This window comes from Haladaptatus sp. T7 (assembly GCF_026008575.1).
GTDB classification, from domain to species: domain Archaea; phylum Halobacteriota; class Halobacteria; order Halobacteriales; family Haladaptataceae; genus Haladaptatus; species Haladaptatus paucihalophilus.
Genome location: NZ_BROP01000002.1, coordinates 549,466 through 575,057 on the forward strand (window position 1 = coordinate 549,466; position 25,592 = coordinate 575,057).

31 protein-coding genes are annotated in these 25,592 nt (G+C 63.7%); 15 read left to right on the plus strand and 16 right to left on the minus strand.

Annotation, left to right across the window (positions count from 1 at the left end; translation table 11 throughout):
* From OPC11_RS09010 to OPC11_RS09025, 4 genes are all read left to right on the plus strand, one after another.
* The gene (locus OPC11_RS09010) at positions 1–900 is read left to right on the plus strand and encodes an alpha/beta hydrolase (protein WP_264781656.1); all 900 of its coding nucleotides are present in this window, start codon (positions 1–3) and stop codon (positions 898–900) included.
* Positions 901–992: 92 nt separating this feature from the next.
* Positions 993–1,262, plus strand: a complete 270-nt coding sequence (locus OPC11_RS09015) for an HAH_0734 family protein (RefSeq protein WP_007978239.1) — start codon at positions 993–995, stop codon at positions 1,260–1,262.
* 361 nt (positions 1,263–1,623) lie between these two features.
* Positions 1,624–2,790 carry a thiolase domain-containing protein gene (locus tag OPC11_RS09020; protein WP_007978238.1) on the plus strand — a complete coding sequence of 389 codons (1,167 nt, stop codon included), beginning with the start codon at positions 1,624–1,626 and terminating at the stop codon, positions 2,788–2,790.
* Positions 2,787–3,164, plus strand: a complete 378-nt coding sequence (locus tag OPC11_RS09025; protein ID WP_007978236.1) for a Zn-ribbon domain-containing OB-fold protein — start codon at positions 2,787–2,789, stop codon at positions 3,162–3,164. The genes OPC11_RS09020 and OPC11_RS09025 overlap by 4 nt, the downstream gene beginning before the upstream one ends.
* Here OPC11_RS09025 and OPC11_RS09030 read toward each other — a convergent pair.
* The 4 genes from OPC11_RS09030 to OPC11_RS09045 all read right to left on the minus strand — a co-directional run bounded on the left by OPC11_RS09030 (position 3,141) and on the right by OPC11_RS09045 (position 6,267).
* Positions 3,141–4,079, minus strand: a complete 939-nt coding sequence (locus OPC11_RS09030; RefSeq protein ID WP_264781657.1) for an alpha/beta hydrolase — start codon at positions 4,077–4,079, stop codon at positions 3,141–3,143. The two genes, OPC11_RS09025 and OPC11_RS09030, sit on opposite strands and share 24 nt — an antisense overlap.
* A gap of 44 nt (positions 4,080–4,123) precedes the next feature.
* A complete protein-coding gene (meaB, locus tag OPC11_RS09035; RefSeq protein ID WP_007978232.1) occupies positions 4,124–5,119 on the minus strand; it encodes a methylmalonyl Co-A mutase-associated GTPase MeaB in 996 nt (331 codons plus the stop codon).
* Entirely contained in the window at positions 5,116–5,532 is a 417-nt protein-coding gene (locus tag OPC11_RS09040; RefSeq protein ID WP_007978231.1) for a cobalamin B12-binding domain-containing protein, read from the minus strand. The genes meaB and OPC11_RS09040 overlap by 4 nt, the downstream gene beginning before the upstream one ends.
* 99 nt (positions 5,533–5,631) lie before the next feature.
* Complete coding sequence (locus OPC11_RS09045) at positions 5,632–6,267, minus strand: hypothetical protein (protein WP_264781658.1); 636 nt, start codon at positions 6,265–6,267, stop codon at positions 5,632–5,634.
* Positions 6,268–6,393: 126 nt separating this feature from the next.
* On the opposite strand from OPC11_RS09045, the gene OPC11_RS09050 reads away from it, so the two are divergent.
* The 3 genes from OPC11_RS09050 to OPC11_RS09060 all read left to right on the plus strand — a co-directional run bounded on the left by OPC11_RS09050 (position 6,394) and on the right by OPC11_RS09060 (position 7,865).
* Positions 6,394–6,981: a DUF420 domain-containing protein gene (locus tag OPC11_RS09050; protein WP_007978227.1), complete on the plus strand. Its 588-nt coding sequence runs from the start codon at positions 6,394–6,396 to the stop codon at positions 6,979–6,981.
* Positions 6,982–7,056: 75 nt separating this feature from the next.
* Positions 7,057–7,263 carry a hypothetical protein gene (locus OPC11_RS09055; protein WP_264781659.1) on the plus strand — a complete coding sequence of 69 codons (207 nt, stop codon included), beginning with the start codon at positions 7,057–7,059 and terminating at the stop codon, positions 7,261–7,263.
* On the plus strand, positions 7,260–7,865 hold the full coding sequence (locus OPC11_RS09060; RefSeq protein ID WP_264781660.1) for a hypothetical protein: 606 nt from the start codon (positions 7,260–7,262) through the stop codon (positions 7,863–7,865). The genes OPC11_RS09055 and OPC11_RS09060 overlap by 4 nt, the downstream gene beginning before the upstream one ends.
* A gap of 29 nt (positions 7,866–7,894) precedes the next feature.
* Here the strand turns inward: OPC11_RS09060 and OPC11_RS09065 are convergent, their stop codons facing one another.
* The 5 genes from OPC11_RS09065 to OPC11_RS09085 form a co-directional block, all read right to left on the minus strand.
* Complete coding sequence (locus OPC11_RS09065; RefSeq protein ID WP_264781661.1) at positions 7,895–8,386, minus strand: SHOCT domain-containing protein; 492 nt, start codon at positions 8,384–8,386, stop codon at positions 7,895–7,897.
* 64 nt (positions 8,387–8,450) lie between these two features.
* Positions 8,451–9,212, minus strand: a complete 762-nt coding sequence (locus OPC11_RS09070; RefSeq protein WP_264781662.1) for an ABC transporter permease — start codon at positions 9,210–9,212, stop codon at positions 8,451–8,453.
* A complete protein-coding gene (locus OPC11_RS09075) occupies positions 9,209–10,147 on the minus strand; it encodes an ABC transporter ATP-binding protein (protein WP_007978220.1) in 939 nt (312 codons plus the stop codon). The genes OPC11_RS09070 and OPC11_RS09075 overlap by 4 nt, the downstream gene beginning before the upstream one ends.
* A gap of 182 nt (positions 10,148–10,329) precedes the next feature.
* Positions 10,330–10,992, minus strand: a complete 663-nt coding sequence (locus OPC11_RS09080; protein ID WP_018128635.1) for a hypothetical protein — start codon at positions 10,990–10,992, stop codon at positions 10,330–10,332.
* On the minus strand, positions 10,989–12,377 hold the full coding sequence (locus tag OPC11_RS09085; RefSeq protein ID WP_232423679.1) for a heme o synthase: 1,389 nt from the start codon (positions 12,375–12,377) through the stop codon (positions 10,989–10,991). Before OPC11_RS09085 ends, OPC11_RS09080 begins: the two co-directional genes overlap by 4 nt.
* A 103-nt stretch (positions 12,378–12,480) precedes the next feature.
* On the opposite strand from OPC11_RS09085, the gene coxB reads away from it, so the two are divergent.
* From coxB to OPC11_RS09105, 4 genes are all read left to right on the plus strand, one after another.
* Positions 12,481–13,269: a cytochrome c oxidase subunit II gene (coxB, locus tag OPC11_RS09090; protein ID WP_007978212.1), complete on the plus strand. Its 789-nt coding sequence runs from the start codon at positions 12,481–12,483 to the stop codon at positions 13,267–13,269.
* 111 nt (positions 13,270–13,380) lie between these two features.
* Positions 13,381–14,244 (plus strand): heme-copper oxidase subunit III, encoded by an 864-nt coding sequence (locus OPC11_RS09095; RefSeq protein ID WP_264781663.1) that lies wholly within the window; start codon positions 13,381–13,383, stop codon positions 14,242–14,244.
* Positions 14,245–14,394: 150 nt separating this feature from the next.
* Positions 14,395–14,676 carry a DNA-directed RNA polymerase subunit L gene (locus OPC11_RS09100; RefSeq protein WP_264781664.1) on the plus strand — a complete coding sequence of 94 codons (282 nt, stop codon included), beginning with the start codon at positions 14,395–14,397 and terminating at the stop codon, positions 14,674–14,676.
* 147 nt (positions 14,677–14,823) lie between these two features.
* Positions 14,824–15,570: a bacterio-opsin activator domain-containing protein gene (locus OPC11_RS09105; protein ID WP_264781665.1), complete on the plus strand. Its 747-nt coding sequence runs from the start codon at positions 14,824–14,826 to the stop codon at positions 15,568–15,570.
* Positions 15,571–15,587: 17 nt separating this feature from the next.
* Here OPC11_RS09105 and hisF read toward each other — a convergent pair whose 3' ends face one another.
* On the minus strand, positions 15,588–16,403 hold the full coding sequence (gene hisF, locus OPC11_RS09110; protein WP_007978204.1) for an imidazole glycerol phosphate synthase subunit HisF: 816 nt from the start codon (positions 16,401–16,403) through the stop codon (positions 15,588–15,590).
* A 574-nt stretch (positions 16,404–16,977) separates the two neighbouring features.
* Between hisF and OPC11_RS09115 the strand changes: the two genes are divergently transcribed.
* Positions 16,978–17,130, plus strand: a complete 153-nt coding sequence (locus OPC11_RS09115; RefSeq protein WP_007978203.1) for a hypothetical protein — start codon at positions 16,978–16,980, stop codon at positions 17,128–17,130.
* Positions 17,131–17,249: 119 nt separating this feature from the next.
* Here OPC11_RS09115 and purL read toward each other — a convergent pair whose 3' ends face one another.
* The gene (purL, locus tag OPC11_RS09120) at positions 17,250–19,367 is read right to left on the minus strand and encodes a phosphoribosylformylglycinamidine synthase subunit PurL (protein WP_264781666.1); all 2,118 of its coding nucleotides are present in this window, start codon (positions 19,365–19,367) and stop codon (positions 17,250–17,252) included.
* A gap of 159 nt (positions 19,368–19,526) precedes the next feature.
* A complete protein-coding gene (locus OPC11_RS09125) occupies positions 19,527–19,697 on the minus strand; it encodes a hypothetical protein (RefSeq protein WP_007978199.1) in 171 nt (56 codons plus the stop codon).
* Positions 19,698–20,474: 777 nt separating this feature from the next.
* Here OPC11_RS09125 and OPC11_RS09130 point away from each other — a divergent pair.
* Together OPC11_RS09130 and OPC11_RS09135 are read left to right on the plus strand one after the other, a co-directional pair.
* Positions 20,475–21,161, plus strand: a complete 687-nt coding sequence (locus OPC11_RS09130) for a PHP domain-containing protein (RefSeq protein WP_007978197.1) — start codon at positions 20,475–20,477, stop codon at positions 21,159–21,161.
* Positions 21,161–22,228: an asparagine synthase-related protein gene (locus OPC11_RS09135; RefSeq protein WP_264781667.1), complete on the plus strand. Its 1,068-nt coding sequence runs from the start codon at positions 21,161–21,163 to the stop codon at positions 22,226–22,228. Before OPC11_RS09130 ends, OPC11_RS09135 begins: the two co-directional genes overlap by 1 nt.
* Before the next feature lie 387 nt (positions 22,229–22,615).
* Here OPC11_RS09135 and OPC11_RS09140 read toward each other — a convergent pair whose 3' ends face one another.
* From OPC11_RS09140 to OPC11_RS09155, 4 genes are read right to left on the minus strand one after another with little or no spacing between them, the layout of a single operon-like run.
* A complete protein-coding gene (locus OPC11_RS09140; RefSeq protein ID WP_007978191.1) occupies positions 22,616–22,765 on the minus strand; it encodes a hypothetical protein in 150 nt (49 codons plus the stop codon).
* Positions 22,766–22,805: 40 nt separating this feature from the next.
* A complete protein-coding gene (locus OPC11_RS09145; RefSeq protein ID WP_264781668.1) occupies positions 22,806–23,291 on the minus strand; it encodes an NUDIX domain-containing protein in 486 nt (161 codons plus the stop codon).
* A gap of 25 nt (positions 23,292–23,316) precedes the next feature.
* Positions 23,317–24,132: an SAM-dependent chlorinase/fluorinase gene (locus tag OPC11_RS09150; protein ID WP_264781669.1), complete on the minus strand. Its 816-nt coding sequence runs from the start codon at positions 24,130–24,132 to the stop codon at positions 23,317–23,319.
* The gene (locus OPC11_RS09155) at positions 24,129–24,650 is read right to left on the minus strand and encodes a nicotinamide-nucleotide adenylyltransferase (RefSeq protein WP_018128630.1); all 522 of its coding nucleotides are present in this window, start codon (positions 24,648–24,650) and stop codon (positions 24,129–24,131) included. Before OPC11_RS09155 ends, OPC11_RS09150 begins: the two co-directional genes overlap by 4 nt.
* A gap of 233 nt (positions 24,651–24,883) precedes the next feature.
* Here OPC11_RS09155 and OPC11_RS09160 point away from each other — a divergent pair.
* Positions 24,884–25,592: ATP-binding protein (locus OPC11_RS09160; RefSeq protein WP_264781670.1), on the plus strand; the 709-nt coding region annotated here is incomplete at its 3' end.

Sequence of the window (25,592 nt, forward strand, 5' to 3'; positions counted from 1 at the left end):
ATGAAAGAATTCACCCGCAGACGATACGTGCAAAGCGCGACGGCGGCGACCGCGGGCCTCGGCGTCCTCGGCGCGGCCGGGGTTGCGTCGGCCAGCGGCTATTCGGTCATCTCGACCCGCGGTCACTACAACGGCGATGGCGACCTCAACTCGGGCTACTCGGTGTTGGACTACGAGACGGACGGAAGCGTTCCCGGCGAGGACACCGAATGCGTGAGCGAACTCACCGTCCACGTCCACGGCTACGACAACGACGAGCAGGCCGCGCTGACCAACTTCCAAGAGGCCTACGACAACCTCACCGGCGCGGGGTACGGCGGCGAAATCGCGGGCTTCACGTGGGATTCGAACGCTCCCAACAAGTACGACCCGCTCGACTGGGGCGGCTTCGGCACCGGACAGGAGATCGCCCAACAGAACGGCTACGCGCTCGCGCAGTTCGCGCTCAACTACAAGTACTGGTGTCCGAACAGCGACCTCCGGCTCACCTGTCACTCCCTCGGCGCACAAGTGGTCTTGAACGCGCTCCGAATCCTGAACGTGAACGACGATTGGAACGGTGGGAACTACCGATTCGCCAGCGTTCACATGCTCGGCGCGGCACAGGACAACGAAGCGCCGACCACGGAGTGGATGGACACCTACAACGCCATCAGCGACGAAACCGTCGCCACCTTCGGCTATCACAGCGAGGACGACAGCACGCTCCAGAACCTCTACTGGCCCCGCGAACTCGACCGCGCGCTCGGCGAGACGGGCTACGAGGACGGCAACACCCCCGCCCCGAACTACGTCGAGAACGACGTGACATCGCAGGTCGGGTCGGACCACTCGAGCTACATGGTCAACTGCGCCGACGAAATCGTGTATCACATGGCCAACGACTCCTACTACGGCTAACGGAACGCGGACGAGGAAGAAACGAGGACGAAGGGGCGACGCGGAAAGGCGGTTGCGAAGCGCTTAATTGACCGCCTTACAAATCGCCTCGTATGAAGCGGCTCATCATCCACGGGGACCCCGGTATCCGCAAGAACGCCATCATCGACTACGACGACGAAGAGCAGGTCTGTTTCTCCATCAGCCGTCAGGGCGACTGGCACGGCCCGAACGAACCCCAGTTGTGGTGCGTCATCGGTGCCGAAGAGGAACGCGGCGATTTCGAACGCCGAAACTACGTCCCCCACTGGCTCGACACCGAATCCATCGACGCCGGTGCCGTCGAAGTCGTCAAACACGCCGACGAACTCGCGGTCGAATAGTTCGACTCGATTTCGGCTTCTCCCTCTCTCCTCCCCGCACAGTCACTTCACCCACGGGACCGAACCGCTCGGTTCCCCTCGCTGACCCACGAGCGACTAGCGAGTCTCCCGCTCGGAAGCCGTGCTAACACCGCGAAAAGTGCACGACGGTACCGGTGTGCACGCCGGACGATTCCCGCGACGGTTCACGAACTGTCGATTTCCCGCCGAATCGGTTGGTTTCGAAAATTAATTACGAATTCGTCGGCACCAAACTGCCCATTCGTGCAGAAGTTCGATGGACAACCGGCTGAAATTTCTGCCATTCGCCCGGAAATCGAAAGGAGTGGCTTTCTTAACCGCGCCGCTCGTACGTTCTCCCATGACAGGCGTTCGGATTGCGGGAGTCGGATTGACTCACTTCGGGAAGCATCCCGAGCGGACCGGCAGAGACCTCTTCGCCGAAGCGAGCGACAGCGCGTTCGCCGACGCCGAGGTTTCCCGGGACGACATCGAGGCACTCTACTACGGGAACTTCATGGGCGAACTGGCCGAGCATCAGGGTCACCAAGGGCCGCTGATGGCCGAGGCCGCGGGCGTTCGCGCCCCGGCGACGCGCTACGAGAGCGCGTGTGCGTCGAGCGGCGTCGCCATACGACAGGCCGTCAAGGACGTTCGGAACGGGGAAGCCGACGCCATCCTCGTCGGCGGTGCGGAGCGGATGAACAACCTCGGAACGGCGAAGACGACGGAAGCCCTCGCCATCGCGGCCGACGACCTCTACGAGGTGCGGGCCGGGATGACGTTCCCCGGCGCGTACGCGCTGATGGCGCGGGCCTACTTCGAGCAGTACGGCGGTTCGCGCGAGGATTTGGCCCACATCGCGGTCAAAAACCACGAGAACGCCGTGCCGAACGAACACGCCCAGTTTCAGCGAGAGATAGAACTCGAAGAGGCGCTCGACGCGCCGATGATCGCCGAACCGCTCGGCCTGTTCGACGCCTGCCCCATCACGGACGGGGCGGCCGCCGTCGTCCTCGTCAGCGACGAGTACGCCGAGGAACACGACCTGTACGCGCCGGTTTCCGTCACCGGAACCGGACAGGGCGGCGACCGGATGGCGCTACAGGGGCGCGACCACCTCGCTCGCTCGCCCGCGGCGGAGGAGGCCGCCGAGGAAGCCTACGCGGAGGCGGGAATCGACGGCGGTGACGTGGACGTAGCCGAGGTCCACGACTGTTTCACCATCGCGGAAGTGCTGGCGCTCGAAGCCCTCGACTTCTACGCGCCCGGCGAGGGAATCGGTGCGGCGCGGCGCGGCGAGACGACCCGCGACGGCGACCGACCGGTCAACCTCTCCGGCGGCCTGAAGGCGAAGGGTCACCCGGTCGGCGCGACGGGTGCCAGCCAACTGGTCGAGATGACGCGCATCCTGCGCGGCGACCACCCCAACAGCGACGCCGTACCGGACGCGACGGTCGGCGTCACCCACAACGCGGGTGGCACGGTCGCCAGTGCGACGGTTCACGTTTTGGAGGTCGAACAATGAGCGAGAACGAACACGGAAACAGCGGCTACGACGAGTGGTTGGACGCAATCGACGAGGGCGACGCGTACTACCTCGAATGTCCGAATGGACACGGGTCGCTCCCGCCGCGTCGAATCTGCCCCGAGTGTGGCGAAACGAACCTCGAAGACACGCCGCTCCCCGAAACGGGCGACATCGACACGTACACCGTCGTCCACGTCGCAACGCCGTCGTTCGCGGACGACGCGCCGTACACGACGGCCATCGCCGACTTCGGACCGGTCCGCGTCACCGCGATGGCACCCGACGACGTGGACGTCGGGGAGTCGGTGTCGCTGACGGTCGGCGAATCGAAAACGAACGGCGACCGCCTACTGCAGTTCGAGCGGTTCTAGTTCGTCGAACAGCACGTCCAAGAACGGACCGGGGTGTTCGACGTGCGGAAGCAGTCGCGCCTCGTCGAACACGATGAGGCGCGTATCCCCTTCGTCGGCGAGTTCTTGCCCGTCTTCGAGCGGCGTGACTTTCGCGTCCCGTCCCCAGACGAGCGTCACCGGAACGTCCACCCGCGGGAGTTCGTCGCCGAGGTCGGCGTCGGGGTTGAGGTAGCCAGAGACGAACGACGCCGGAGCGAACCGCGCGCCCGGTTGGTGGGCGGTCTGCCACTCGAACTCCACGTCCTTCTCCGTGTACGACACCTCGGTGAAGTAGCCGTCACGGTCGTTGAACCGACGAATAGAGCGTTTGCTTGCGAGCGCGTTGAACAGGGCGGTCCCGACGAGCGGCGAGCGAACGAGCGTTCGAAGCCATCCGCGACGTGACCCGGCATCGTCGGTCGGACAAATCAGCTCCAGTTGGGAGAACGCCCCCGTCTCGACCTGTGCGAGCACGGCGTAGGCCCCGGAGAGCGACGACGCGAGACAGATGGCGTCGTCCGTCATGTCGTCCGCGAAGTCCACGACGAACGAGGAGTAGAGCGAGGCGGTGTAGTCCACCGGCGGGCGCGACGACCGGCCGAATCCCGGCAGGTCGGGCGCGATGACGTGATATTTCCGCGCGAGTTGCTTGAATATCTGGTCGAACTCCTTGTTCGACGCGGCGGCGTGGATGCCGTGGAGCAGGAGGACGTCGGGGGCCTCCGGGTCGCCCGCCTCGGTGTAGGCGACGTCGAATCCGCGCCAGCGGTAGGTTCCCTGATACCCTTCCAGCGGCGGGTCGAGCGGGTCGGCACGCGCCGCAAGCGTTCGATTGACGAGTGCTGTGAGACCGACGCCACCGGCGGTCGCCGTGGCGAGTCGTCGAAGATTCATACCTAAAAGGGGAACGCGAATGGGTTTATCCGTTATGCCAGCAATCAGTCGTGAAGACAGTCCTCGATGGGGGAAATTACCTCGGCGGCGACCGAATACGGGTCCGTCTCGCGCTCGAAGACGGATTCGACCAACTCCTCGATGCCGCCCTGCGATTCGATTTCGGACGCGACGAGTCGGTTCGCGTCCTCGCGGAGGAGCGCCCGTATCTCCTCGGCGTATCTGGTTCGCGCTTTCGCGTCGAGCATCCCCGTAGCTTCGAGAACGTCGTAGTGCTCGTCGAGCACGCCGACGAACTCCGCGACGCCCTCGCCGTCCTTCGCCACCGTCTCGACGATCTCCGGCTCCCAGTCGTACTCCACGTCGTCGCCGAACTCGGGCGTGGGTTGTCCGTCGCGCATGTGGACCATCTCGGTGAGTTCCGTGACCGTCCGGTTCGCACCCGGGAGGTCCGCCTTGTTCACGACGAACACGTCGGCGATTTCGAGGATGCCCGCCTTGAGCATCTGCACGTTATCGCCGCTCTCGGGGGGCATCAACACCGCGACCGTATCGGCGGTCTTCACGATGTCTATCTCGTTTTGGCCCGCGCCGACCGTCTCGATGATGATTTTGTCCTTGCCGAACGCGTCGAGGGCCTTCACGGCGTCCGACGTGGCGGTCGAAAGGCCGCCGAGACTGCCGCGTGCGCTCATCGACCGGAAGAACACGTCCATGTCGCCGACGTTGCTCGCCATGCGGATGCGGTCGCCGAGGACGGCCCCGCCCGTGAACGGCGAGGAGGGGTCGATGGCGATGACGCCGACCGTTTCGCCGCGCTCGCGGTAGTAGTTCGCCACCTTGTCCACGAGCGTCGATTTGCCCGCGCCGGGACTGCCCGTGATGCCGATGACTTCGGCGTCGCCCGTGTGGGAGTGGAGTTCCGAGACGAGTTCCCGGTATCCGGGTTCGCGGTTCTCTATCTTCGTGATGACACGTGCCAGTGCCCGGTGCTTCCCGTCGAGGAGGTCCGAAAGCAGGTCCGCGTGCGTCGCGCTCATCGTTCGGGCGCGTTTTCGCGGACGAACTGGATAGTCTCTTCCATCGGCGTGCCCGGACCGAACACCTCCGCGACGCCGAGTTCCTTGAGTTCCGCCTTGTCGTCGTCCGGGACGACGCCGCCGACGAGGATGAGGGTGTCCTCGAACGCGTCGTACTCCTTCAGCCCGTCGATGATTTTCGGGACGAGCGTGTCGTGTGCCCCCGAGAGGATGGAGATGCCGAGAACGTTCACGTCCTCCTGTACGGCAGCCTGCACGATTTCGTCGGGCGCGTTGTGCAATCCCGAGTAGATGACTTCGAATCCGGCGTCGCGGAAGGCCCGCGCGATGACGTGTGCGCCGCGGTCGTGCCCGTCGAGTCCGACCTTGGCGACGAGGCAGCGAATCGACTGCTGTTCCTGATCTGCGCTCATACACCACCCTTCCCCGCGTTCGGGTTTCACTTTAACGGAAATACATGTGAAAAACGAATTGCGGAAAAACAAGTCCGGTTGTTGTGCGACGGTGACCGATTACTCGTCACCCATCGCTCCCGACTCCTCAACTCGGTTTGTGAGGACCGAGACGACCTTCGCTCCCACGGCCAGCGCGACGGGCCAGACGAAATCCAGCGGGTCGGAGCGGAGCGCTTCCTCGATGTTCGCTATCGTGTGGAATCCCGAGGCGTCGAGGAACACGACCGTACCGACGACGACGAGCGCGACGATGAGCACCGACTCCGCGTCCGGAAGCGCCGATTTCGGGTCGTCCCAGAAGTCGGTGTCCGTGTTCGTCGTCTCCGTGGTCGTCGGAACGTGGTGGCTCCCCTCCTCGCGTCGCAACGTGGTCGCTCGAATCCCGAGGCCGCTCCCGATAATGGCGACGTTCACGTACAGGTTGGAGAAGACGCCGCCACCGGCGAGTTCGAGGGAGAGGCCGACGACGCAGGACGCGCCGAGCACGAGGACCGCGGCGAATTCCGGGCGCGACTGTGCGTCTCGGGCGACGCTGACCGCGAACAGCACCCCAGCGACCGGGATGAAAACGCGGAGGAGTTTCCTGGCCGCGTCGCTGTCGGTGAGGCCGGTGAAGGCCGCGAGGGCGAGCATTCCCATGAATAGGAGCAACAACAGGGCACGCGGGGAGGGAATCCTATCGAAGGAAGACATTGATGTGTTCTGATACGATATCGGATACGATAATTCCTTCGGAGGTGCTGAACGTGCAGGAGCGTCGTCCTCATCGACCGGGAACGAAGCGAAGCCACCTTACCCCGGCAGTCCCAATCGCCGACCATGGCTACGGCGAACGCGCGACAACGAGCGCGGGAGAGTCCGGTGAAAGTGACGGCAGTCCTCTCGGTTATCGGGTACGTTCTGGTTCTCGGGACGTTCGCGGGCATCCTGCCGATTTATCCGTCCATCGGACGGGGAACCGTCAACCTGCTCTCGGACGCCATCGCGGTCGTCAACACGGTGGCGACCGTCTCGCTCGCGCTCGGTTGGTACTGGATTCGCAACGGCGAAGTCCAGAAACACCGCGCCGCGATGATAACGTCGTTCAGTCTCATCCTCGTCTTCCTCGCGCTCTACCTCACGAAGGTCGGCGGGAGCGGCGGCGAGAAACACATCCTCGTGGAGGGATTCGTCTACTACGCCTACCTCATCATGCTGGCGATTCACATCATCCTCTCGGTCGTCTCCGTTCCGGTCGTGCTGTACGCCCTCGTGCTCGGACTCACCCACACGCCCGCCGAACTCCGCGAGACGGCGCACGCGAAGGTCGGCAAAATCGCGGCCTCGGCGTGGATTCTCTCGCTCTCGCTCGGCGTCATCACCTACGTCATGCTCAATCACATCTACGGCTGGACGATTCCGGCGTAACCTGCCCCCGCCTCCTTTTCATCAAGTCGAACTGTAGGGAAACAGTGACATCGCCGACGGCCGTACACCCATCCGATGGACGACGACGGCGAAACCGAGGCCGAGGACGCAACACAGGCGCGGGCTATCCTCGACGCCTTCGACACCGTGGACCGCGAACGAATCGTGGACGAACTCACGGCCGCGATGGTCGAACTTCACGACGTGGCGACGACAACCGAGTCGGACGCGGTGTCGGACGCGGACGCTACCGCGGAGGACGGGCCGAACGCGAACGAATGACGCGAGACGATAGCGTCCGAACCGACCGCGGGGAACTCGTCGTCCGGGACGGCGAAGTCAGGATACGGACGACTCCGCGCGGCGCGTTCCGAGAGGAGTACCTCGGTAACTGGACGGACAGAGGTCTCCTTCGCCGCGGGTTGTACGTCGTGACGACGCTGTTCACGGTCGGAACCTTCGCCGACATGGTTCGAGACGTGTTCGGGTTCTCCGACCGGTTGCTCTCGGTCGGGACCATCGTCTCGCTCGGCGTCGTTCTCGTCACCGTCATCGGACTTCGATGGTCGATTTCGCGGCTCCGACGGGATTCCACGATACCGCTCTCCGCGATACGCGAGGTCGAACGGGAGCGGGCGAACGGGAAACGGGACGGCGAGGGCGGAACGGAGGAGCCGACACTCAGGTTCATCCACACCCCGGAGAGCGACGACGAGGAGACGGAAATCGAATTCCCGAGCGAAGAGGCGGCCGGACGGGCGGCGCAGTTGCTCCGGTACAAGGGAGTCCACGTTTTCGACCTCGACGATTGGAGTCGCCGAACCGAAATCGAGGGGAGTCGGGACGGAAATCGGAGAGAAAAGCGGGAGACGGAAACGAACTGATTCGGGTCGAAGGCGGTCACCGTCGGCGCTCAGTTTTGCTCCAGTTCGCGGCGTCGGCCGTCGGAGCGTGCGGGTGACCCCTCCGTCTGGAGGAGCGTTTCGAGCCGCCGTTCGAACTCCGATTCGGAGACCGACCCGGCGGCGTACTTGCGCTTCAGTATCTCCACGGGGTCGTCTCGGTCGTCGGAGTCCCCGATCGACGAAGACGGCGAAACCGACGAGTCGGGATACGCGCCCGCTGACTCCACGTTTCCGATGAGCGAGAGGTACACCGGCCACAGGACGACGGCGGTGAACAGCAGAGCGCCGAGGCTTATCGACATGAGGAGCGGGAAGAAGAGGAAAATCCCGAACAGTCCGGTGTTGGTCAGGCTGGCGGCAGCGGAGAAGAAAAAGAACGTGCTCAGCGACCCGGAACCCATCGAGAGGAGCAAGCGCCCGAGCGCGCCGTCCGGCGTGTAGTGTTCGACGAGTCGATGCCAGCGGCGAACTCTCGACGGCGAGGAGGGACCGTTGACCATACCGTCGGTTCTAGCTGGCCGATACTATTCGTTTCGGTCGTGTAGAAACGCAAACAGAATCCGCTCAGTCCGTCTCGGGAATCGCGTACGCCCCGGCGAGGAAGAACGCCACCGCGAGCACCGCGAGCACCGCCAAGTCGCCGCCGCTCGACCCGCCGGAGTAGGTCAGAATCCGCACGCCGCGTGCGAAGTAGGTGAGCGGCGAGAGGTTCATCACCGGTTGGAACCACGACGGCAGGAGGTCAGGCGTGACGAAGGTATCCGAGAGGAAGAGGAGCGGGAGGGCGATGGCGTTGCTGGCGGCGATAACGCCGTCCGCCGACCCGGCGAAACTACCGAGGAGCGCGCCGAGGCCGCAGAACAACCCGACCGCGAGCGCGATGAACACCGCGACGAGGGGCAACGCGCCGAACGAGACGCCCGCGTTCGTCACGAGCGCCATCAGCGCGAGGATGATGATGCCCGCCAGTCCGATGATGACGACGTTGACGAGCGTGTGGGCGAGCAACCACTCGGCGCGGGTGAGCGGCGTCGTCGCCAGCTTTTCGAACCGGTTTGACTCGCGGTGACGAGATACCGAACTCCCCACGCGCGAGAGGGGTGTGAACAGCACGACGACGGCGAGATACCCCGGCAGGTAGTACGCCGCCGGTTTCGAGAACAGGCCGCCGGACCCGCCGGACCCGGGGTTCGTCTGCACCAGCACCGCGAAGATGAGGATGAGGATGACCGGGAAGAAGAACGTGAAGAACACCGCGGTACGGCGACGGAGGAACGACCGCCACGCCGCACCGGCCTCCGACCGAACGCGGCCGACCGACGTCATCGGTCACCTCCGGCGATTGCGGCCTCGCCAGCGCGTCTCGTCGCCTCCGGGCCGAGCGACGCGCCCGTCAGTCGAAGGTACACGTCCTCCAAGTCGGGTTCGGTCCACGTCAGCGACTCGTACTCCACGCCACGCGCGTTCAAATCCGAAACGACCTCGCCGATGTCGGCGGGCGTCACGCCGTCGAAGACCAGTCCGGATTCGGTTTCCTCGACCGTATAGCCCATCTCGACGGAGGTGCGCGGTGTCGCCGTCTCCACGACGAGGCGGCTCTCGCCGCCGTGTTCGCCGATGAGCGATTCGGGCGTGCCGACGGCGACGATTTCGCCGTCCGCGAGCAGGCCGACGCGGTCGGCCAGTTGCTCGGCCTCGGCCATGTAGTGGGTCGTCAGGAACACCGTCGTCCCGCCCGCCGCGAGGTCCTCGACGAGTGACCAGAGCGCGCGGCGTCCCGCCGGGTCGATTCCCGTCGTCGGTTCGTCCAGAAACAGGATGTCTGGGTCGTTGACCAGCGTCGCGGCCACGCACACTCGGCGTTGCTGTCCCCCGGAGAGGTTCTCGTACCACGTGTCGCCGGTGTCGGAAAGTCCCACGTCCGCGAGCGCGTCGTCGGGGTCCCGAGCACCGTCGTACAGTCCCGCGTAGTACGCGACGAGCTCCCGCGCCGAGAGGCGAGCCGGCGGGTCGAACGACTGTGGCAACAGACCGACCCGCGATTTTTCGACGGAACCGGGCGGAACACCGAGGACGGAGACGCTCCCGCCGTCGGGAGTCGTCGTCCCGGTCAGTGACCGGATGAGCGTTGTCTTGCCCGCACCGTTCGGCCCGATGAGCGCGAACACCTCGCCCGCGCCGACCGAGAGGGAAACACCGTCCAGTGCGACGGTATCGCCGTACTCCTTCCGAACGTTCTCGGCGACGAGTGCGTCGGACATGTCCCAAACTTCTCGCCGTTCCTAGGTAAGGAGTTCGATTCGACCACCACATGTTTCGTATCACGACTTTCTCAAAAGAAAAGACGACGGAGAGCGAAGACGGCTTCGTCGCCGGACGAACGACACGTACCGAGGGAGAAACGACGCCCCGGACGGCGGCCGATGCTCGGAGATGAGTGTCGTCACCGAATCGTCGGCCGCCAGTACAGCAACGCAACGGTCACGACGAAAACGACCGTCGAGATGTCGTAGGACCCCGACGAAACCGTGGCGGCGAGTCCCGACCCGGCCCCGGCGACTCCCGTGACGAGCGACGCCACGATGGGCCACGAACAGCTGACACAGGAGAACAGACCGAGGATGCCCGAAATCGCGGACCCGGCCGCGTCGAGGATGGTCGCGTACACGAGGTACGCGAGCGCCAGATACCCGACGAGTTTGAACGGGAGAATCGACACCCGGACGAGGCTGTTGTGAAAGAGCAACGCCGGCCCCCATCCCGGCGGCAGCCACGCGATTCGGAGGCTGCTATCGGCCATGCCGGGCATCGAGTGGGCGGGACCGAACAGGCCGCCGAAGTAACCGACGAGCAGGAAGTATCCCGCCGCGACGGCGAGTCCGACCAGCTTATCGCGGTCGTTTCCCGCGATGGGGTTCGTCTTCCACACCGCGAGGACGGCGACGTTTATCCAGATAAACGGGTACAGAAGATAGCGGAGTTCGCCGCTGGTGTAGTTCGACGTTGCGAAGTACAACAGCAACGCAAACAGCTCCGCGTTCAGCACCACCGCTGCCCACAGCAACGATTCACCGCTCGGTCGGTAGCGTGCGAATGCAGTACTCATAGTACCAGTGCATCGACGACGATGGCGAGGAGAAGCGCGCCGAGGTAGGCGTTCGACGCGTGGAAGGAGCGGAACGCCGCCGTATCGTCCCGCTTGTGATGGAGTTGGACGACGGTTATGAGGAAAATCGCGCCGAAGACGACCGTCGTGACGGCGTACAGCCAGCCGAGGGTCGTCACCGTGGCGAGGACGCCCGACGCGAGGAGCGTCGCACCCAACCACAGCAGGATGTGTTTTCGGGTTTCGGCCTCCCCGCGGACGACGGGCATCATCGGGAAACCGCCGCGCGCGTAGTCGTCCTTGTACGCCAGCGCGAGGTTGTAGAAGTGGGCGGGGGTCCACAGGAAGATGACACCGGCCAACACAAGCGCGGGCAAGCCAACGTCGTCCGTGACGGCGGCCCATCCGATGAGCGCCGGAAGCGACCCCGCCAAGCCGCCGATGACGGTGTTCTGTACCGTGTTCGGCTTCAGGATGAGCGTGTAAATCACGCTGTAGAAGACGATGGCGGTCAGGCCGAAGACCGCGACGAGCAGATTCACCGAAAGGAAGACGGCCAGCGACGCGGCGGCCAACAGCAGACCGAAGGCGATAGCGTTCCGCACCGGAATCTGTGCCGTCGCGGCCGGGCGGTCGGCGGTGCGATTCATGCGCTGGTCCACGTCGCGTTCGAGGACGTGGTTGAACGTCCCGCTCGCGCCGATGGAGAGGACGCCGCCCGTGAGCGTTGCGACGACGGTTCCGACTTCGAGGTTCGGTCCCGCCGCGAGCGCCATCCCGGCGGAGGCGACGAGACAGAGCAACCACATCAGCCGCGGCTTCATCAGCCGGAAGTAAGCGAAGGCGGTCGCCCGAATACCGGAGAGGTTCCCGGTCGTGCCCGACGCGTCGGCGGGGTCCGGGTCGGCGAAGCTCATGCCGACCGGTCCGCCGGTCTCCTCGGGTTCAAGTGTCCACGCGAGCGCGAGGACGACGCCGACGAAGATAGTCATGCCGACGACGAGGTGGACGGCGGCGAACGAGGTCGTCGTCGCGTTCGTCGCCGCGTACGCGCCCAACACGACCTGCACCGGGTAGAGCACGGCGGCGAACCCGACCGCGGCCGTCACGCGCGGTCGTGTCTCTGCGAGCAACGCCATCGCGGTCGTCGCGAGCAGACACAGGCCGACGACGAGTGCGACGGCGCGGTGCAGCCACGCGATGACGAGCTTGGGGTCGTTGAACGGGATGAACCAATGGCCGTTGCAGGCGGGCCACGTCGCACACGCGGACGCGGCGTTGACGAGCGAAGTCGTCGCACCGACGACGACCAACACGTAGACGCCGACTGCAGTCGCTGTCAGCGCACGTTCGAACCGTCCTGATGAGGAATCCTGCAATGGCACCGTTGTTTGACGATTTTATTCCCCGCGTACTTAGACTATCCGACTTTCGCCCGACGACGAAGACAGCACATATTTATGGGTCACTTCCGAAGCCTTAGACAGTATGGATTCCAAGCGGATAGCGTTCGTCGCGGCGCTCGGCGCGACGCTCCTCGCGGTCGCCGTCGATCCTGTAGCGGCGTACAGTTCGACGACCGAGAGTCTCATTCGGACGCTGAACCAACAGTTGCTGTACGCAGGGATTCCCATCGCGGTACTCGTTGAGGGTATCCTCATCTACACCGTGTGGAAGTTCCGCAACAACGACGAACCCCTCCCCACGAAAGAGAACCGACGCCTCGAAATCACGTGGACGGTCGCCACGGCAATCGTCCTCCTTTTCGTCGGCTACGCTTCCTACGGCGTGATGGCGAACCAGTACATCACGACGACGCCACAGGACACGATGCACAAGGAAGCGAACGCGGTCAACGTGGAAGTCGTCGGACAGCGCTACGTCTGGACGTACAACTACCCCGGCGAGAACATCCAGGACTCCCCCGAACTCGTCATCCCGGAGGGACGACCGGTGTACTTCAACGTCACTTCGGTAGACTGGATACACTCGTTCCACGTTCCCGAACTCGGGTTGAAACAGGACGCCATCCCGAACCAGCACCACACCATCAAGACGAAGGTCACAGAGAAAGGCACGTATCAGGTCTACTGTGCCGAATACTGTGGTGTCGGTCACTCCAACATGCTCAGTAAGGTCAGGGTCGTCTCCAACGAGGAGTACGAGCAGTGGCTCAAGCAGCAACAGAAGAAGTACCCGGCGGACGGTGGCTCGAACAGCACCTCTAACAGCACCGCGGGTAACAGCACGTCTGGCGGCAACAGCACCTCGGCCTGAAACGGTCTCTTCTTTCATTTCCGCAACGAACCGGGAGTGAAATCTCTCGAACCCCCCTCCGCCGAGCGCCTTTGGGTGCATTTTTAGTAGTCGGGGCGTAACCGTCTCTGTATGACGGTAACGGACGATTCGACAGAGGAGCACGGCCATCACCTCCCGGCCGTCGAAGACTGGCCGAAAGGCTTCGGCGAGGCGTCGTGGTGGCCCTTCATCACCGCGATCGGCGGGGCGGGATTCTACATCGGTGCCGCGTTGTTCATTCTGGGACGCGGTGCAGATCCGATGGTCGGGCCGACCATCGGTCCCGCTGTGTTCATCGCCAGCGTCTTGGTCTTCCTCATTGGGTTGTACGGCTGGGTGTATCACGCATTCGTCAAACACTTCTGGAGCAGGGATACGCACGAAGCAGGCTCGAACGCGTTACGCTGGGGGATGATCTCGTTCCTCGGGTCCGAAATCGCGACGTTCGGCGCCGGGTTCGTCTACTACTTCTTCATCCGCACGGGGACGTGGCCCCCGACGGGTGCTGAAATTCCCGACCTCGTTGGCTCGCTCGTGCTGGCCAACACGGCGCTGCTGGTCGCCAGCAGTATCACGCTCCACTGGGCACACATCGAACTGCGCAAGAACAACCGCAGTCGGTTCATCGCCGGTCTCGGCGCGACGCTCCTCCTCGGAGCCGTGTTCATCGGCGGGCAAGTGCTCGAATACTACGAGTTCATCGTCCACGAGAACTTCACGTTCACCGGCGGCGTGTTCAACAGCGCGTTCTTCGGTCTGACGGGACTGCACGGACTGCACGTGACCATGGGTGCGGTGCTCATCGGCATCGTCTTCGTTCGCTCGCTCTACGGACAGTACTCGCCGGAGCGTCACGTCTCCGTGTCGACCGTCTCGATGTACTGGCACTTCGTGGACGCGGTATGGATCTTCCTCGTCGTCGTGCTGTACGTCGGCGCGGAAATGCAATTCTAACCGCGAATCCGTTACATTCGTTTTTATTCCATCCCCGAGTTGCGACGCCATCCAACGGGTGACGGTCGCGTTCGAACGGCGGGCGACCCCCTCGAACACGAAAACGCGCGCTTCGCAAGATTGAAACGCGACAATGGAGAATTCGGTGGTATGGAACTGCGGGTTATCGAGAAGAGCGATACGGAACTCCAAATCGAAATCGGGGGCGAAGACCACACGTTCATGAACGTGCTGAAGGGTTCGCTCCTCGAAACCGAGGGCGTCGCCGCGGCGACCTACGACCTGAACCCCGAACAGTCGGGTGGGCAGACGGACCCCATCCTCACGGTCAAGACCGAGGGGAGCGTCGACCCAATCGACGCGTTGGAGGCCGGAGCACAGAACGTCAAAGACAAGACGAGCGCCTTCCGCGAAGCGTTCACCAGCGCCTGAATTTTCTCGGTTTCCGTTCTCGTCTCTTTCCGCTCGGGGACGACCCACGGACGATTTTCGCCCCGCTAGCGTCGTGTGCCGCGCGGGTGTCGTCTGGCCACGATTGTCACACAATAGCTAAACGCGCCCATCTATTGACGATAGATAGTGACAGTTGAGGATGGCGAGACAACCAATAGAGTAGTAGAAGTCGAATTTCAGGTCGATGACCCACGATATCCGCTCGTGGCCGTCTCACAACGAACGGGGTGCCGGGCTTCTCTGCAACAGATACTGCCACGGAGCGACGGGACGTACACCGTTTTTTATCGCGTCTCCGACGTCGACCCGGTTCGCGTTCTCGACGTCGCCAACGAGGACGACCGTCTGGAAGCGCGACTGATCGGCGCCAGCGAGAAGGAGGGTATCCTCGAAGTGGACGTCAGTAACGTGGAAGAGTTCTTCGTCGTCACGCTGACCGACGCCGGTGCGATTCCCAAACACATGTGGAGCGCGAACGGCGTCGCGCACATCGTGGCCGACATCCCCCCGAACCGCTCCGCGAGCGACGTCATCGACCGGTTCAGTTCGGACCACCCCGCCGTGGAAATCGTCGCCCGGCGACAGAAAGAGTACACCACACCGCTGTTCAGTCACCGCGAATTGCAGATGGCGATGAACAAAACGCTGACGACCCGACAACACGAGGCGCTGTTGGCGGCGTACGCGGGCGGGTATTTCGACTGGCCGCGAAAGAAATCCGGCGAGGAAGTGGCGGCCGAACTCGGGGTGTCGTCCCCGACGTTCTTTCAGCACCTCCGGCGGGCCGAGCAGAAAGTCCTCTCGCTCCTCTTTACGGAACAGCGAACCGGGGCGAACCGAGCCGAAACGAACGAAGACGCGATCAGCGGGTAGGTCGGCGACGACCGGCGCTACAACCGAACCGGAACGTCGCGGTCCGCGAGGTACTCTTTGACCTCCCGGATCGAATACTCGCCGAAGTGGAAGATGGACGCCGCGAGCGCCGCGTCCGCGTTCGCGTCGGCGAACACCTCGTAGGCGTCCTCCGGGCCGCCGCAGCCGGAGGAGGCGATGACGGGCGTCGAAACCGAGTCACAGACCGCCTTCGTCAGCGGGATGTCGTAGCCGTCCTTCGTCCCGTCCGCGTCGATGGAGTTGACGAACAGTTCGCCAGCGCCGCGCGATTCGGCTTCGTTCGCCCACTCCACCACGTCGATACCGGTTCCCTCGCGGCCGCCCTTCACGGTACACTCGAACCAGCAGGACTCGCCGTCCACTTCCGCGTAGTGTTCGCCCGCCTCGTCGAAGCGCCGTCGGGCGTCCACGCTGATGACGATACACTGGTTGCCGAACGCCGTCGCGCCCTCGGTGATGAGTTCCGGGCGCTCCAGCGCGGCGGTGTTGATGGACACCTTGTCCGCCCCCGCGCGGAGCGTCTCCTTGATGTCCTCGCGCGTTCGAATTCCGCCGCCGACCGTCAGGGGGATGAACACCTCGTCGGCCACCTCCGAGACGACGGACAGCATCGTCTCGCGGCCGTCCGCGCTGGCCGTGATATCGAGGAAGACGAACTCGTCCGCGCCCGCCTCGTTGTACTGTCGCGCCATCTCCACCGGGTCGCCGGTGTACTGCAGGTCCTCGAAGTTGACACCGGTGTACACCGCCGGGTTCCCGTCGTCGTCCAAATCCACGTCGATGCACGGGATTATCCGCTTCGTGAGCGTCATTGGGAGTGGGTTGGGAACCGGTCGGCAAAAGGAGTCGGGTTACGGGAAACCGTTGCGAACACATCGTCGCCCGATATCCGACGTTCCACCGTGGCGCGCGCTGGCACCGACCTGAGGCCAGCGAGGTTTCTTCGAAACCTCTGGGTGAGCGGTGAAATTGCCGAGCAACGCTCTGACGGTGGATGACTGAGCGAATGCGAAGCGAATGCGAAGCGAATCGGTTGGGGAGGGTGTGGCTGCTGCGGTGCGGTGGCGGTTTCAGTGACGTCTGTCGTCGCAGTCACAGACAAACCAACACCACCTCGTCACCAGCGTGGCGGGGGCTTTCGGGGGCAACCTCGTAGCGATGGCAATCACAGCAAAGTCGCCGTTTTCTCGTAGCGAGCGGTTGCCGACGATGGGACACGTCGAGAAAGAACGAAGATGAGAATACTGAATCCCAACGGATTTCACTATTCTCTCACGTAGAGCACTAAAATATACTGAATAATACTAAATGACACTGTATCATACTACGTCCTCCCGCGCCTCGAACACCGATACATCGAAGTACCGGGCACGCAGAACTGCAACCATGCAAGAAGACACCGACCCGGTACAGCACGCCGACGGACTGACGCGATTGACGTCCCCGATGCAGGAGTTCACGATGAGTCAGGTGACGACCGGCCTCGTCGTCTTCGTCATCGGCGTCGCCGTCGTGTTCGGCGTTCCGCTCCTGCTCTGAGCGACGAACTTCTTCTCTCGACGGTATCGAACACCGCTCCGACGCTTCTCCTCGACCAGCGCCTCGCTTCGAGTCGAAAAGCCGAGACGGTCGTCCGCTCCGTTCTCCTCGGACGTCCCTTACTCCAGTTCCCGGACGAGAACGTCGCGGAGCGCCGCGATTTCGCTCGCCGCGTAGCGGAGTCCCTCGCCATCGACTTCGAGTTGGAGGGTTCCCGAGTCGTTCGCCTCGCCGAGTTCGGTGACGGGGGCGACGCCATCGAACGCGTCGAAAACGGCGTCCGGGTCGGTCGTCTCTACCACCGCGCGGCCGGGGAGTTCGCTGAACAGCGTCTCCGCGCCGTCGGCGTCGCCGAGCGACACCGATGCACCCGCGTCGTCCGACACCATCTCGGCGAGCGTCACCGCGAGGCCGCCGTCGCTCACGTCGTGGACCGCGAGCGTTCCGTCCGCCGTGGCGACCTCACGAAGTCGGGAAAGGAGTTCGGGCGCGTTCCCCGGAAGTTCCGGGAAGCGGTCGCTGCCGCCCATCTGTGCGAGGTACTCCGACCCGCCGAGGTCGGCGGTGGGTTCGCCGACGAATAGGAGGGTTCCCTCGCCGGAGAGTTCCGCGGGTGGTGCGTCGTACTCCGCCGTGGTGCCGGTCATCGCCAGCGTCGGCGTCGGCGGAATCGGGCCGCTCGGCGAGTCGTTGTACAGCGAGACGTTCCCGCCGACGACGGGCACGTCGAGGGCCGAACACATGTCGGCGAGGCCGTCCACGATGCCCTTGAAGCCGCCGTACACGTCCGGCTTCTCGGGGTTGCCGCCGTTCAGACAATCGACCGCGGCGAGCGGCGTCGCGCCCTTGGCGGCGAGGTTCGTCGCGTTTTCGAGGGCGACCGCGCGGGCACCGTCGTAGGGCGCCGTCGTCGTCCAACTGGGGTTCGCACCGGACGAGAAGGCGAGACCGAGTTCCGCTCGCCGAATGGCGAGGACGGCCGAGTCGTCGCCGGGAAGGACCGAGGTTCGAGTCTGGACTTCGTGGTCGTACTGTCGGTACACCCACCGCTTGCTCGCGCAGTTGGGCGACCCGACGACCGCCTCGAACGCCTCGCGGACGTCCGCGTCCGGCAGGTCGCGGTCGGGTTGGGTCGGCTCCTCCGACGGGAGGTCGTTCATCGGCGCACCGTCGCCGATGAACTCGGCGGGCACGTCCACGACCGTCTCCCCCTCGAACTCACAGACGTAGTTGCCGTCGGTCACGTCGCCGATGACCGAACAACCGAGGTCGTACTTCTCGGCGACCTCGGCCACCGCATCGACGTTCTCGGGACGGACTTCGTACACCATCCGCTCTTGCGATTCGGCGAGCAGGATTTCGAGCGCGTTCATGTTCGGTTCGCGCTGGTGGACGCGTTCGAGGTCGATGTCGGCTCCGAGACCGCCCTTGGCGACCAGTTCGCTGGACGCGCCGCCGAGTCCCGCCGCGCCGAGGTCGCGGGCCGATTCGACGAGTGCGCCGTCCACGAGTTCCTCGTTCGCCTCGATGAGGAGCTTCTCGGTGTACGGGTCGCCGACCTGCACCGCCGGGCGGTCCTCCGTTTCCGCGTCCTCCGCGAGGTCCTCGCTGGCGAAGCTCGCGCCGCCGAGTCCGTCCCGCCCCGTCGAGTTGCCGACAAGGAGCAGTTTGTTGCCCGGCGTCTGCGCTTCGGCCGTTATGAGGCGCTCGGCGGGGAGCAGTCCGACGCAGGCCACGTTGACGAGCGGGTTGCCCTCGTAGTCGGGGTGGAACTGCGTGCTCCCGGTCACGGTCGGCACGCCGATGGAGTTACCGTAGTCGGCGATGCCCTCCACGACACCCTCCAACAGGTAGCGCGAGTGCTCGCGGTCGAAGCCCCCGAAGTAGAGGCTGTCGGCGAGCGCGATTGGGTACGCGCCCATCGACAGCGTGTCGCGGACGATGCCGCCGACGCCCGTCGCCGCGCCGTCGTACGGGTCGACGTAGGACGGGTGGTTGTGGCTCTCGATACCCATCGTGATGTAGGTCGAGTCGTCTAGCGCGACCACCGCGGCGTCGTCACCCGGTCCGATGACGACGTCGTCGCTCTCGGACTCGAACGCCGACAGCAGGGGCCGCGACGACCGATACGCACAGTGTTCACTCCAGAGGTTCTCGAACAGCGCTTCCTCGGCCGAAGTGGGGTCGCGGCCGAGTTCCGCGACGACCAACTCTCGGTCGGAGTCGTCCAAACTCATTCACTGGTTTGTACAAACAGGGCGGATTAATGCCTTTCCATGTGCACGAACGTGTGGGCATTCGTGCAGCCACGATGAGTCATCGCTATCTCGCTACCGTTCCCACTGACTCGTCCCGTATCTGTTCATCCCGACGGCACTCGAAGAGAACTGACGCCGCTACAGTGGTTCACGCCAATCGCGCACAATCCATTGGCCTGCGGCCGTGAACTGACCTTTGAACAAGAGACCTGTCGCCACCATCATGACGACGAGCGGGGTCACCGCGAATGTGAGCGTCTTCAATATGACCCGTTCGGTAAAGCTCTCGTGTCCGATCTTGTTGTTCATGTAACTATTTGGAGATCGTATTTCGGTAAAAGCTTTCTGTATATCCTCTTCACACAGATATTCAGACGTAACACAATAAAGAGAGATGTTCACGGATGAGTGCGTGTCACCCGCGTAAGAACGGCGATACGAAACCCGACGGGATTGTTTTGAAACCATCCGGGAGTAACGTATCTGCTTGCGAGGCAAATTTTCCATCCCGGTGGTCGGCTCCGTACCATCCTCATTAGTCCACAGGCGAGTGACCGCGCGGTAGCAACCACGCGCGGATTACTCGGGAAAGGACCGACACGGAGCCGAGAAGAATTTGTCGAACATACAGTTTTGGTGCGGACTTTACCCACACTCTGTTCATTTTTTCGCTTTCGAAACTCCAATGTCATTGTTAGTGGCCCATTCCACCACAATAGCTAAATACTTCGTTGCCATTGGTATCAACTGCCATGAAACGCTCACAAGGAGGGGAACGATAAGAGACGGACCATACAGCCGACAAAATCGATGCCTATGATTGCATGAACGCGAGTGACCGTTTTCACCCACCCACTCCGCGGGCGATGCTGCCTCCATCGCCCGTATTCATGCGTTGAAACGTCCCTAGTTCCAGTTCAGTCGTACGCCCGACCGTTCTGCTCCGGTCATCCCATTCCGTGGTCCCCGATTTATTCGAGAGTTCCACCAGCGAACACATTCCAGCGAAAGCGCCGTCTCGCGGCGACTTCCGACCGCCGACCACGGACCGAGGTGCTTTTCCCGGCGTACTGCCAACGTTCTCCCGTGCTATCGGTCGAGTTGCATTGTCATTCCGCACTTTCCCACGATGGCCGTGACCCCGTCGAACTGCTCTTGGAGCAAGCCAAGGCGGTCGACTTGGACGCCATCGCCGTTACCGACCACGACGAGATCGACGCGAGCCTCAAGGCCGCGGAACTCGCCCCCGAATACGGATTGGTCGGCATCCCCGGCATGGAAATCACGTCCCGCGCGGGGCACGTCCTCGGGTTAGGTATCGAAGAGCGCATCTCGCCGGGACTCTCGTTCGGCGAGACGCTCGACAGAATCCGGGAGCAGGGCGGCGTCGCCGTCGTCCCCCATCCGTTTCAGAAATCACGGAGCGGCGTCGCCGCGAACATCACCGGAAAGAAGCTCGCGGAAGCGGACGCTATCGAGGTGTACAACTCTCGCCTGCTGACGGGGCGTGGCAACCGGAAAGCGCGGTCGTTCGCCAACGACCAGGACGTGCCGATGACGGCCGGAAGCGACGCCCACATCAGCGAGATGGTCGGGCAGGCTGTAACGAAAATCGACGTGAACACCCCCGACAAGCGGGCCATCCTCGGCGCTATCGTCGACGGCCGAACCGAAGTCGACGGGAAACGAACGCCGTGGCACATCAGTTTCCGACAGGCCGCGGGCGGCGCGAAGCGCCGCGTCATCAGCCGCGTCGGACAGTACTTCGGCTGATGCGGGGGCGATCACCGGACGCCGTTCGACGCGCCATCGAAACGAACGACCCGCTGCCGGGCGGCGGCGGATTCGCGGGCGAAGTAGACGAGTCCCTCGTCCGCGACGTACTCGGACGCTATCCGCTGTTCTCGGAGGAAGACGACGCGACGACGTGGAGTCACGACCCCACCGACCTCGACGTTCCCGACCCGGTTCCGGCGGGCCACGCGCGAACCGGGGAGGGCGACGAACGACTGTGGGACCTCCCCGACCCGTCGCCGTTCGAGGACGAAGAAAGCGCGGTTTCGGCGGTTCGAACGGCCATCGAGGGCAGTCTCGGTGCGGTTTCGACGGACGGCCTCGCGGTCGCGTTTTCGGGCGGCGTCGATTCCGCCGTCGTCGGGAGCGCCTTCGACTGCCCGCTGTACGTCGCCGGGTACTCCGGCAGTCACGACGTAGCGGCCGCGCGAACCGCGGCCGACCTGATGGACCGCGACCTTCGCGTCGTCGAGATAACCCACGAAGACATCGAACGCGCCGTTCCCGAAGTCGGCCGCGCCATCGGTCGAACCAACGCGATGGACGTGCAAATCGCGCTCCCGCTCTACCTGACCGCCGAGCGGGCGCGGGCCGACGGCTACGAGCGACTCGCGGTGGGACAAGGCGCGGACGAGTTGTTCGGCGGGTACGAAAAGGTCGCCCGCGCGGACCACCGCGTCGAGGCGGAAACGGTGCGCGGTGCGGCCCGCGAGACGATTCGAACGCTCTCCGAGCAGTTGCCGCGGGACGCGCTGACGCTTCGCGCCGCGGGCGTCGAACCGGTCGCCCCCCTCCTCGACGACCGAATCGTTCGGGAAGCGCTCCGCCTTCCGGGGCCGATGCTCGTCTCGGACGGCGTTCGAAAGTGGACGTTCAGGCGAGCCGCTCGGGAGTTCGTCCCCGACGAGATAGCGATGCGGGACAAGAAGGCGGTGCAGTACGGCAGTCTCGTCGCGCGTGAACTCGACCGACTCGCGCGACAAGCCGGGTACAAACGGCGGATGGACGACCACGTGACGAAGTACGTTCGCTCGCGACTGGAATGACGGCGGTTCGTTTCTGCGGGTGCTTACGGTCGCCTTCTCCGTACGGTCGCCCTCTCAGTCGAACCGATCGCTCGATGTCCGCGAGCGAAGTTCTTCCTGGAGCCAGGACTCGCAATACCCGATGCAATGCCCACCACATTCGGTGCACATCTGCCGGTCGAGTTCGTACGACGCACCGCACGATTTACACTCGAACCGCGTCGAGTCCGCGTGCCCCAGCCCCATATCGACTCGGCTGACAAATCTCATTCTCGATTTGTTCGAGTGTAGGCAGCGTCATTATTATACGCCTGCTAAACCCCTCAAATCCCTCGTTCACGACTGTTTGATTTCTTATACATATCCGTTATTCGAAAACTCCGACAATGAAAGAGGGCTGACCAGTCGTCAGTGGCGTGGAGAGACGACCTGCTCGCTGCCACAATCCGGACAGCGTTCCCGCTCGTCGTCGAATGCCTTTCCACACCCGGTACAGACGTAGGTCGGTCGGGGGTCTTCGTCGTCGTCGGTTCCGAGCAGGCGGTCGATGATACTCATAAACGCCAGCAATCACCGAACGGACCTTATTATACACCACCTAATCCCGGTTACGCGGTCGAGATTCGACGCGTTCGATGGCCTCGATGCCGAGCGTCACGACCTCCTCGGTCACGCCGTCGTGCGTTCTGAGTTCGTCCGGCGAGAACCACCGCCAGCAATCGGTCACGCGTTCGCCGTCGTCCGGCGCGAGGTCCCGATCGGACGCCTCGCCGTAGTAGACGAAATCGATGTGCTGGTGTGCGACCTCGCCGTCGAACGAGTCGATGTCGTAGAGCATAGTGTGTTCCGCGGGCGCGAGTTCCCGACCGAAGTCGGCATCGATGCTCGTCTCCGGTTCGAGGAGCGTCACGTCCAACCCCGTCTCCTCGTGTATTTCGCGCATCGCAGCCTCTCGGGGGAGTTCGTCCCGGTCGAGATGGCCGCCCGGGGGGAGGAGCATACCGAGTCGGTCGTGGTCGTGGAGCAAACACTCGCCGTCGTGGACGACGTACGTCGTGGCCGTGAAATGTCGCGTCGTCTCCATGCGAAAAGGGACGACCGAATCGGGTTCACCGTTTCGGTCGGGTATCGAGGCGAATCTCGTCGCCGACCTCGATGCCAGCGGACTCGTCCGACGAGCCGCCGCTCGCTTCGCTCACGGAGACACTGAACGCCTCGTCGCCGCGGCCTCGATTGACCGCGAGCTCGACGTTGCCGTGACTGCCGACCGTCACGAGGCGTTGACCGGGGGCGACGTGGGCGTAGGAGGGTTCGACGGGCGCGGGGAGGCCGTTCACGTCGATTTCGTCTACGCCGTCCAGGAACTCGCCCGGAACGTTGGTGATGGCGTTGCCGAAGTCGTCCACGACGAGCAGTTCGCCGGTCGCGGTGCGGTCGCGGACGGTCGGGTCGGGAAACCGGAGGTCTTCGAACTCCTCGGTCGGTACGACGCCTTCGAGTTCGTCGAGCGCGTCCACGCCCGCTTCGTGGACCCGGGCGGCGGCGGGCGCGAACACGTCCCGCCCGTGGAACGTCGCGCTGTCCGCGTTTTCGTAGTTGACACGGAAGACGTCGAATCGGTCGGCATCGGCCAGTTCGCGGGCGACGGGGAGCAGGACGCCGTTGTCCGGTCCGACGAGGGCGTGCTCGCCCGCCCGAATCGCCAGCGCCGCCCGGTCGGTGCCGACGCCGGGGTCCACCACGACGAGGTGGACGGCGGACGGGAAGTACGGCAACACCTCGCGGAGCCAAAAGGCGGTTGCCCGAACGTCCTGTCGTGGGAAGTCGTGGGCGACGTCCACGAGACGGGCGTCGCTGTGCTGAAGCATGACGCCCTTCATCGCTGCCGGATAGGGGCTTCCGAAATCGGAGGAGAGCGTAATCATGTCGGTCCGTTCGAGTCCGAGTCGCTGACCTGTTGGATGCGGTCGATGCCGTCGATTTCTTCGATGACTTCTACCACCGAGTCGGGGACCAACCGCTGCCAGTCGCCGCCCTCGACCATCCGGTCGCGGACTTCGGTTCCCTCCAGCACGTCGCGGTTGAACATCGGGGATTGGCGAACCTCGACGCCCGCCTCCTCGAACAGTCGGATGACGAGGGGGTTGTTCGAGTAGGCCACGTCGAAGTCCGGGCTCATGCTCTGGACGTGACTCACCCACACGGAGTTCCGGTCCAGGTCCTCGATGGGGACGGCGTACGTCACGAGGTCGTAATCCACGAGGGATTTGGTTATCATCATGATTCGTTCGCCGGCCGTGAATGGGTCGTGACGGCTGTGTGAGTCGCCCGCGCTTCCGATGCCGAGGACGAGTTCGTCGACCTCCTCGGCGATAGTGTCGACCACGTTGTGGTGGCCGTTGTGATAAGGTTGGAAGCGACCGATGTAGAACCCGCGGGTCATGGTGAACCCGTCGGGTAGGATTTTTATAAGGGTGACGAGTCGTTCGTCCGAGCGAGCATCTCCGGCGAAAGTGGGGTTACTGTTTCGAACCCGGTGCTCGACGCCGAGAGCGATACGGCTATACCCGTTCAATTCAATAGTCTCACGGCCTGAAATGGAGTCCAAGCGGTTGGGAAGAGGGAGAAAGTATATCAGTTCGCCAGCCATGTTTTCAACTACACAGAACGAATTCTATGAGTAACGACACCGAAGCTTCACCACCGGAGCAGGAAGCCGAGCAAGACATCGACGTCGATAGCCTTGGGAGCGAGGTGGACGCCAAGGTCGCCGATGACATTGCAGAGGACGACCTGCTGGGTGGGTTGGAGATAGAAAGTACGGACGAAGTCGAAATCCCCGACCGACTGGTCGATCAGGTCATCGGGCAGGACCACGCCCGCGACATCATCCTGAAGGCGGCAAAGCAGCGCCGTCACGTGATGATGATAGGGTCGCCCGGGACCGGGAAATCGATGCTGGCGAAGGCGATGAGCCAACTCCTCCCGAAGGAGGACTTGCAAGACGTCCTCGTCTATCACAACCCCGACGACGGGAACGAGCCGAAGGTCCGAACCGTTCCCGCCGGAAAGGGCGAACAGATCATCGAGGCGCACAAGGAGGAGGCCCGGAAGCGCAACCAGATGCGCTCCTTTTTGATGTGGGTCATCATCGCCATCGTGGTGGGGTACGCGCTCCTCCTCGCCGGAAGGCCGCTCCTCGGAATCCTCGCGGCCGGTGTCATCTACCTCGCGTTCCGCTACGGCTCGCGTGGCACCGACGCCATGATTCCGAACCTGCTGGTCAACAACAGCGACGTCACCAGCGCTCCCTTCGAGGACGCGACGGGAGCCCACGCTGGTGCGCTGCTGGGCGACGTGCGCCACGATCCGTTCCAGTCCGGCG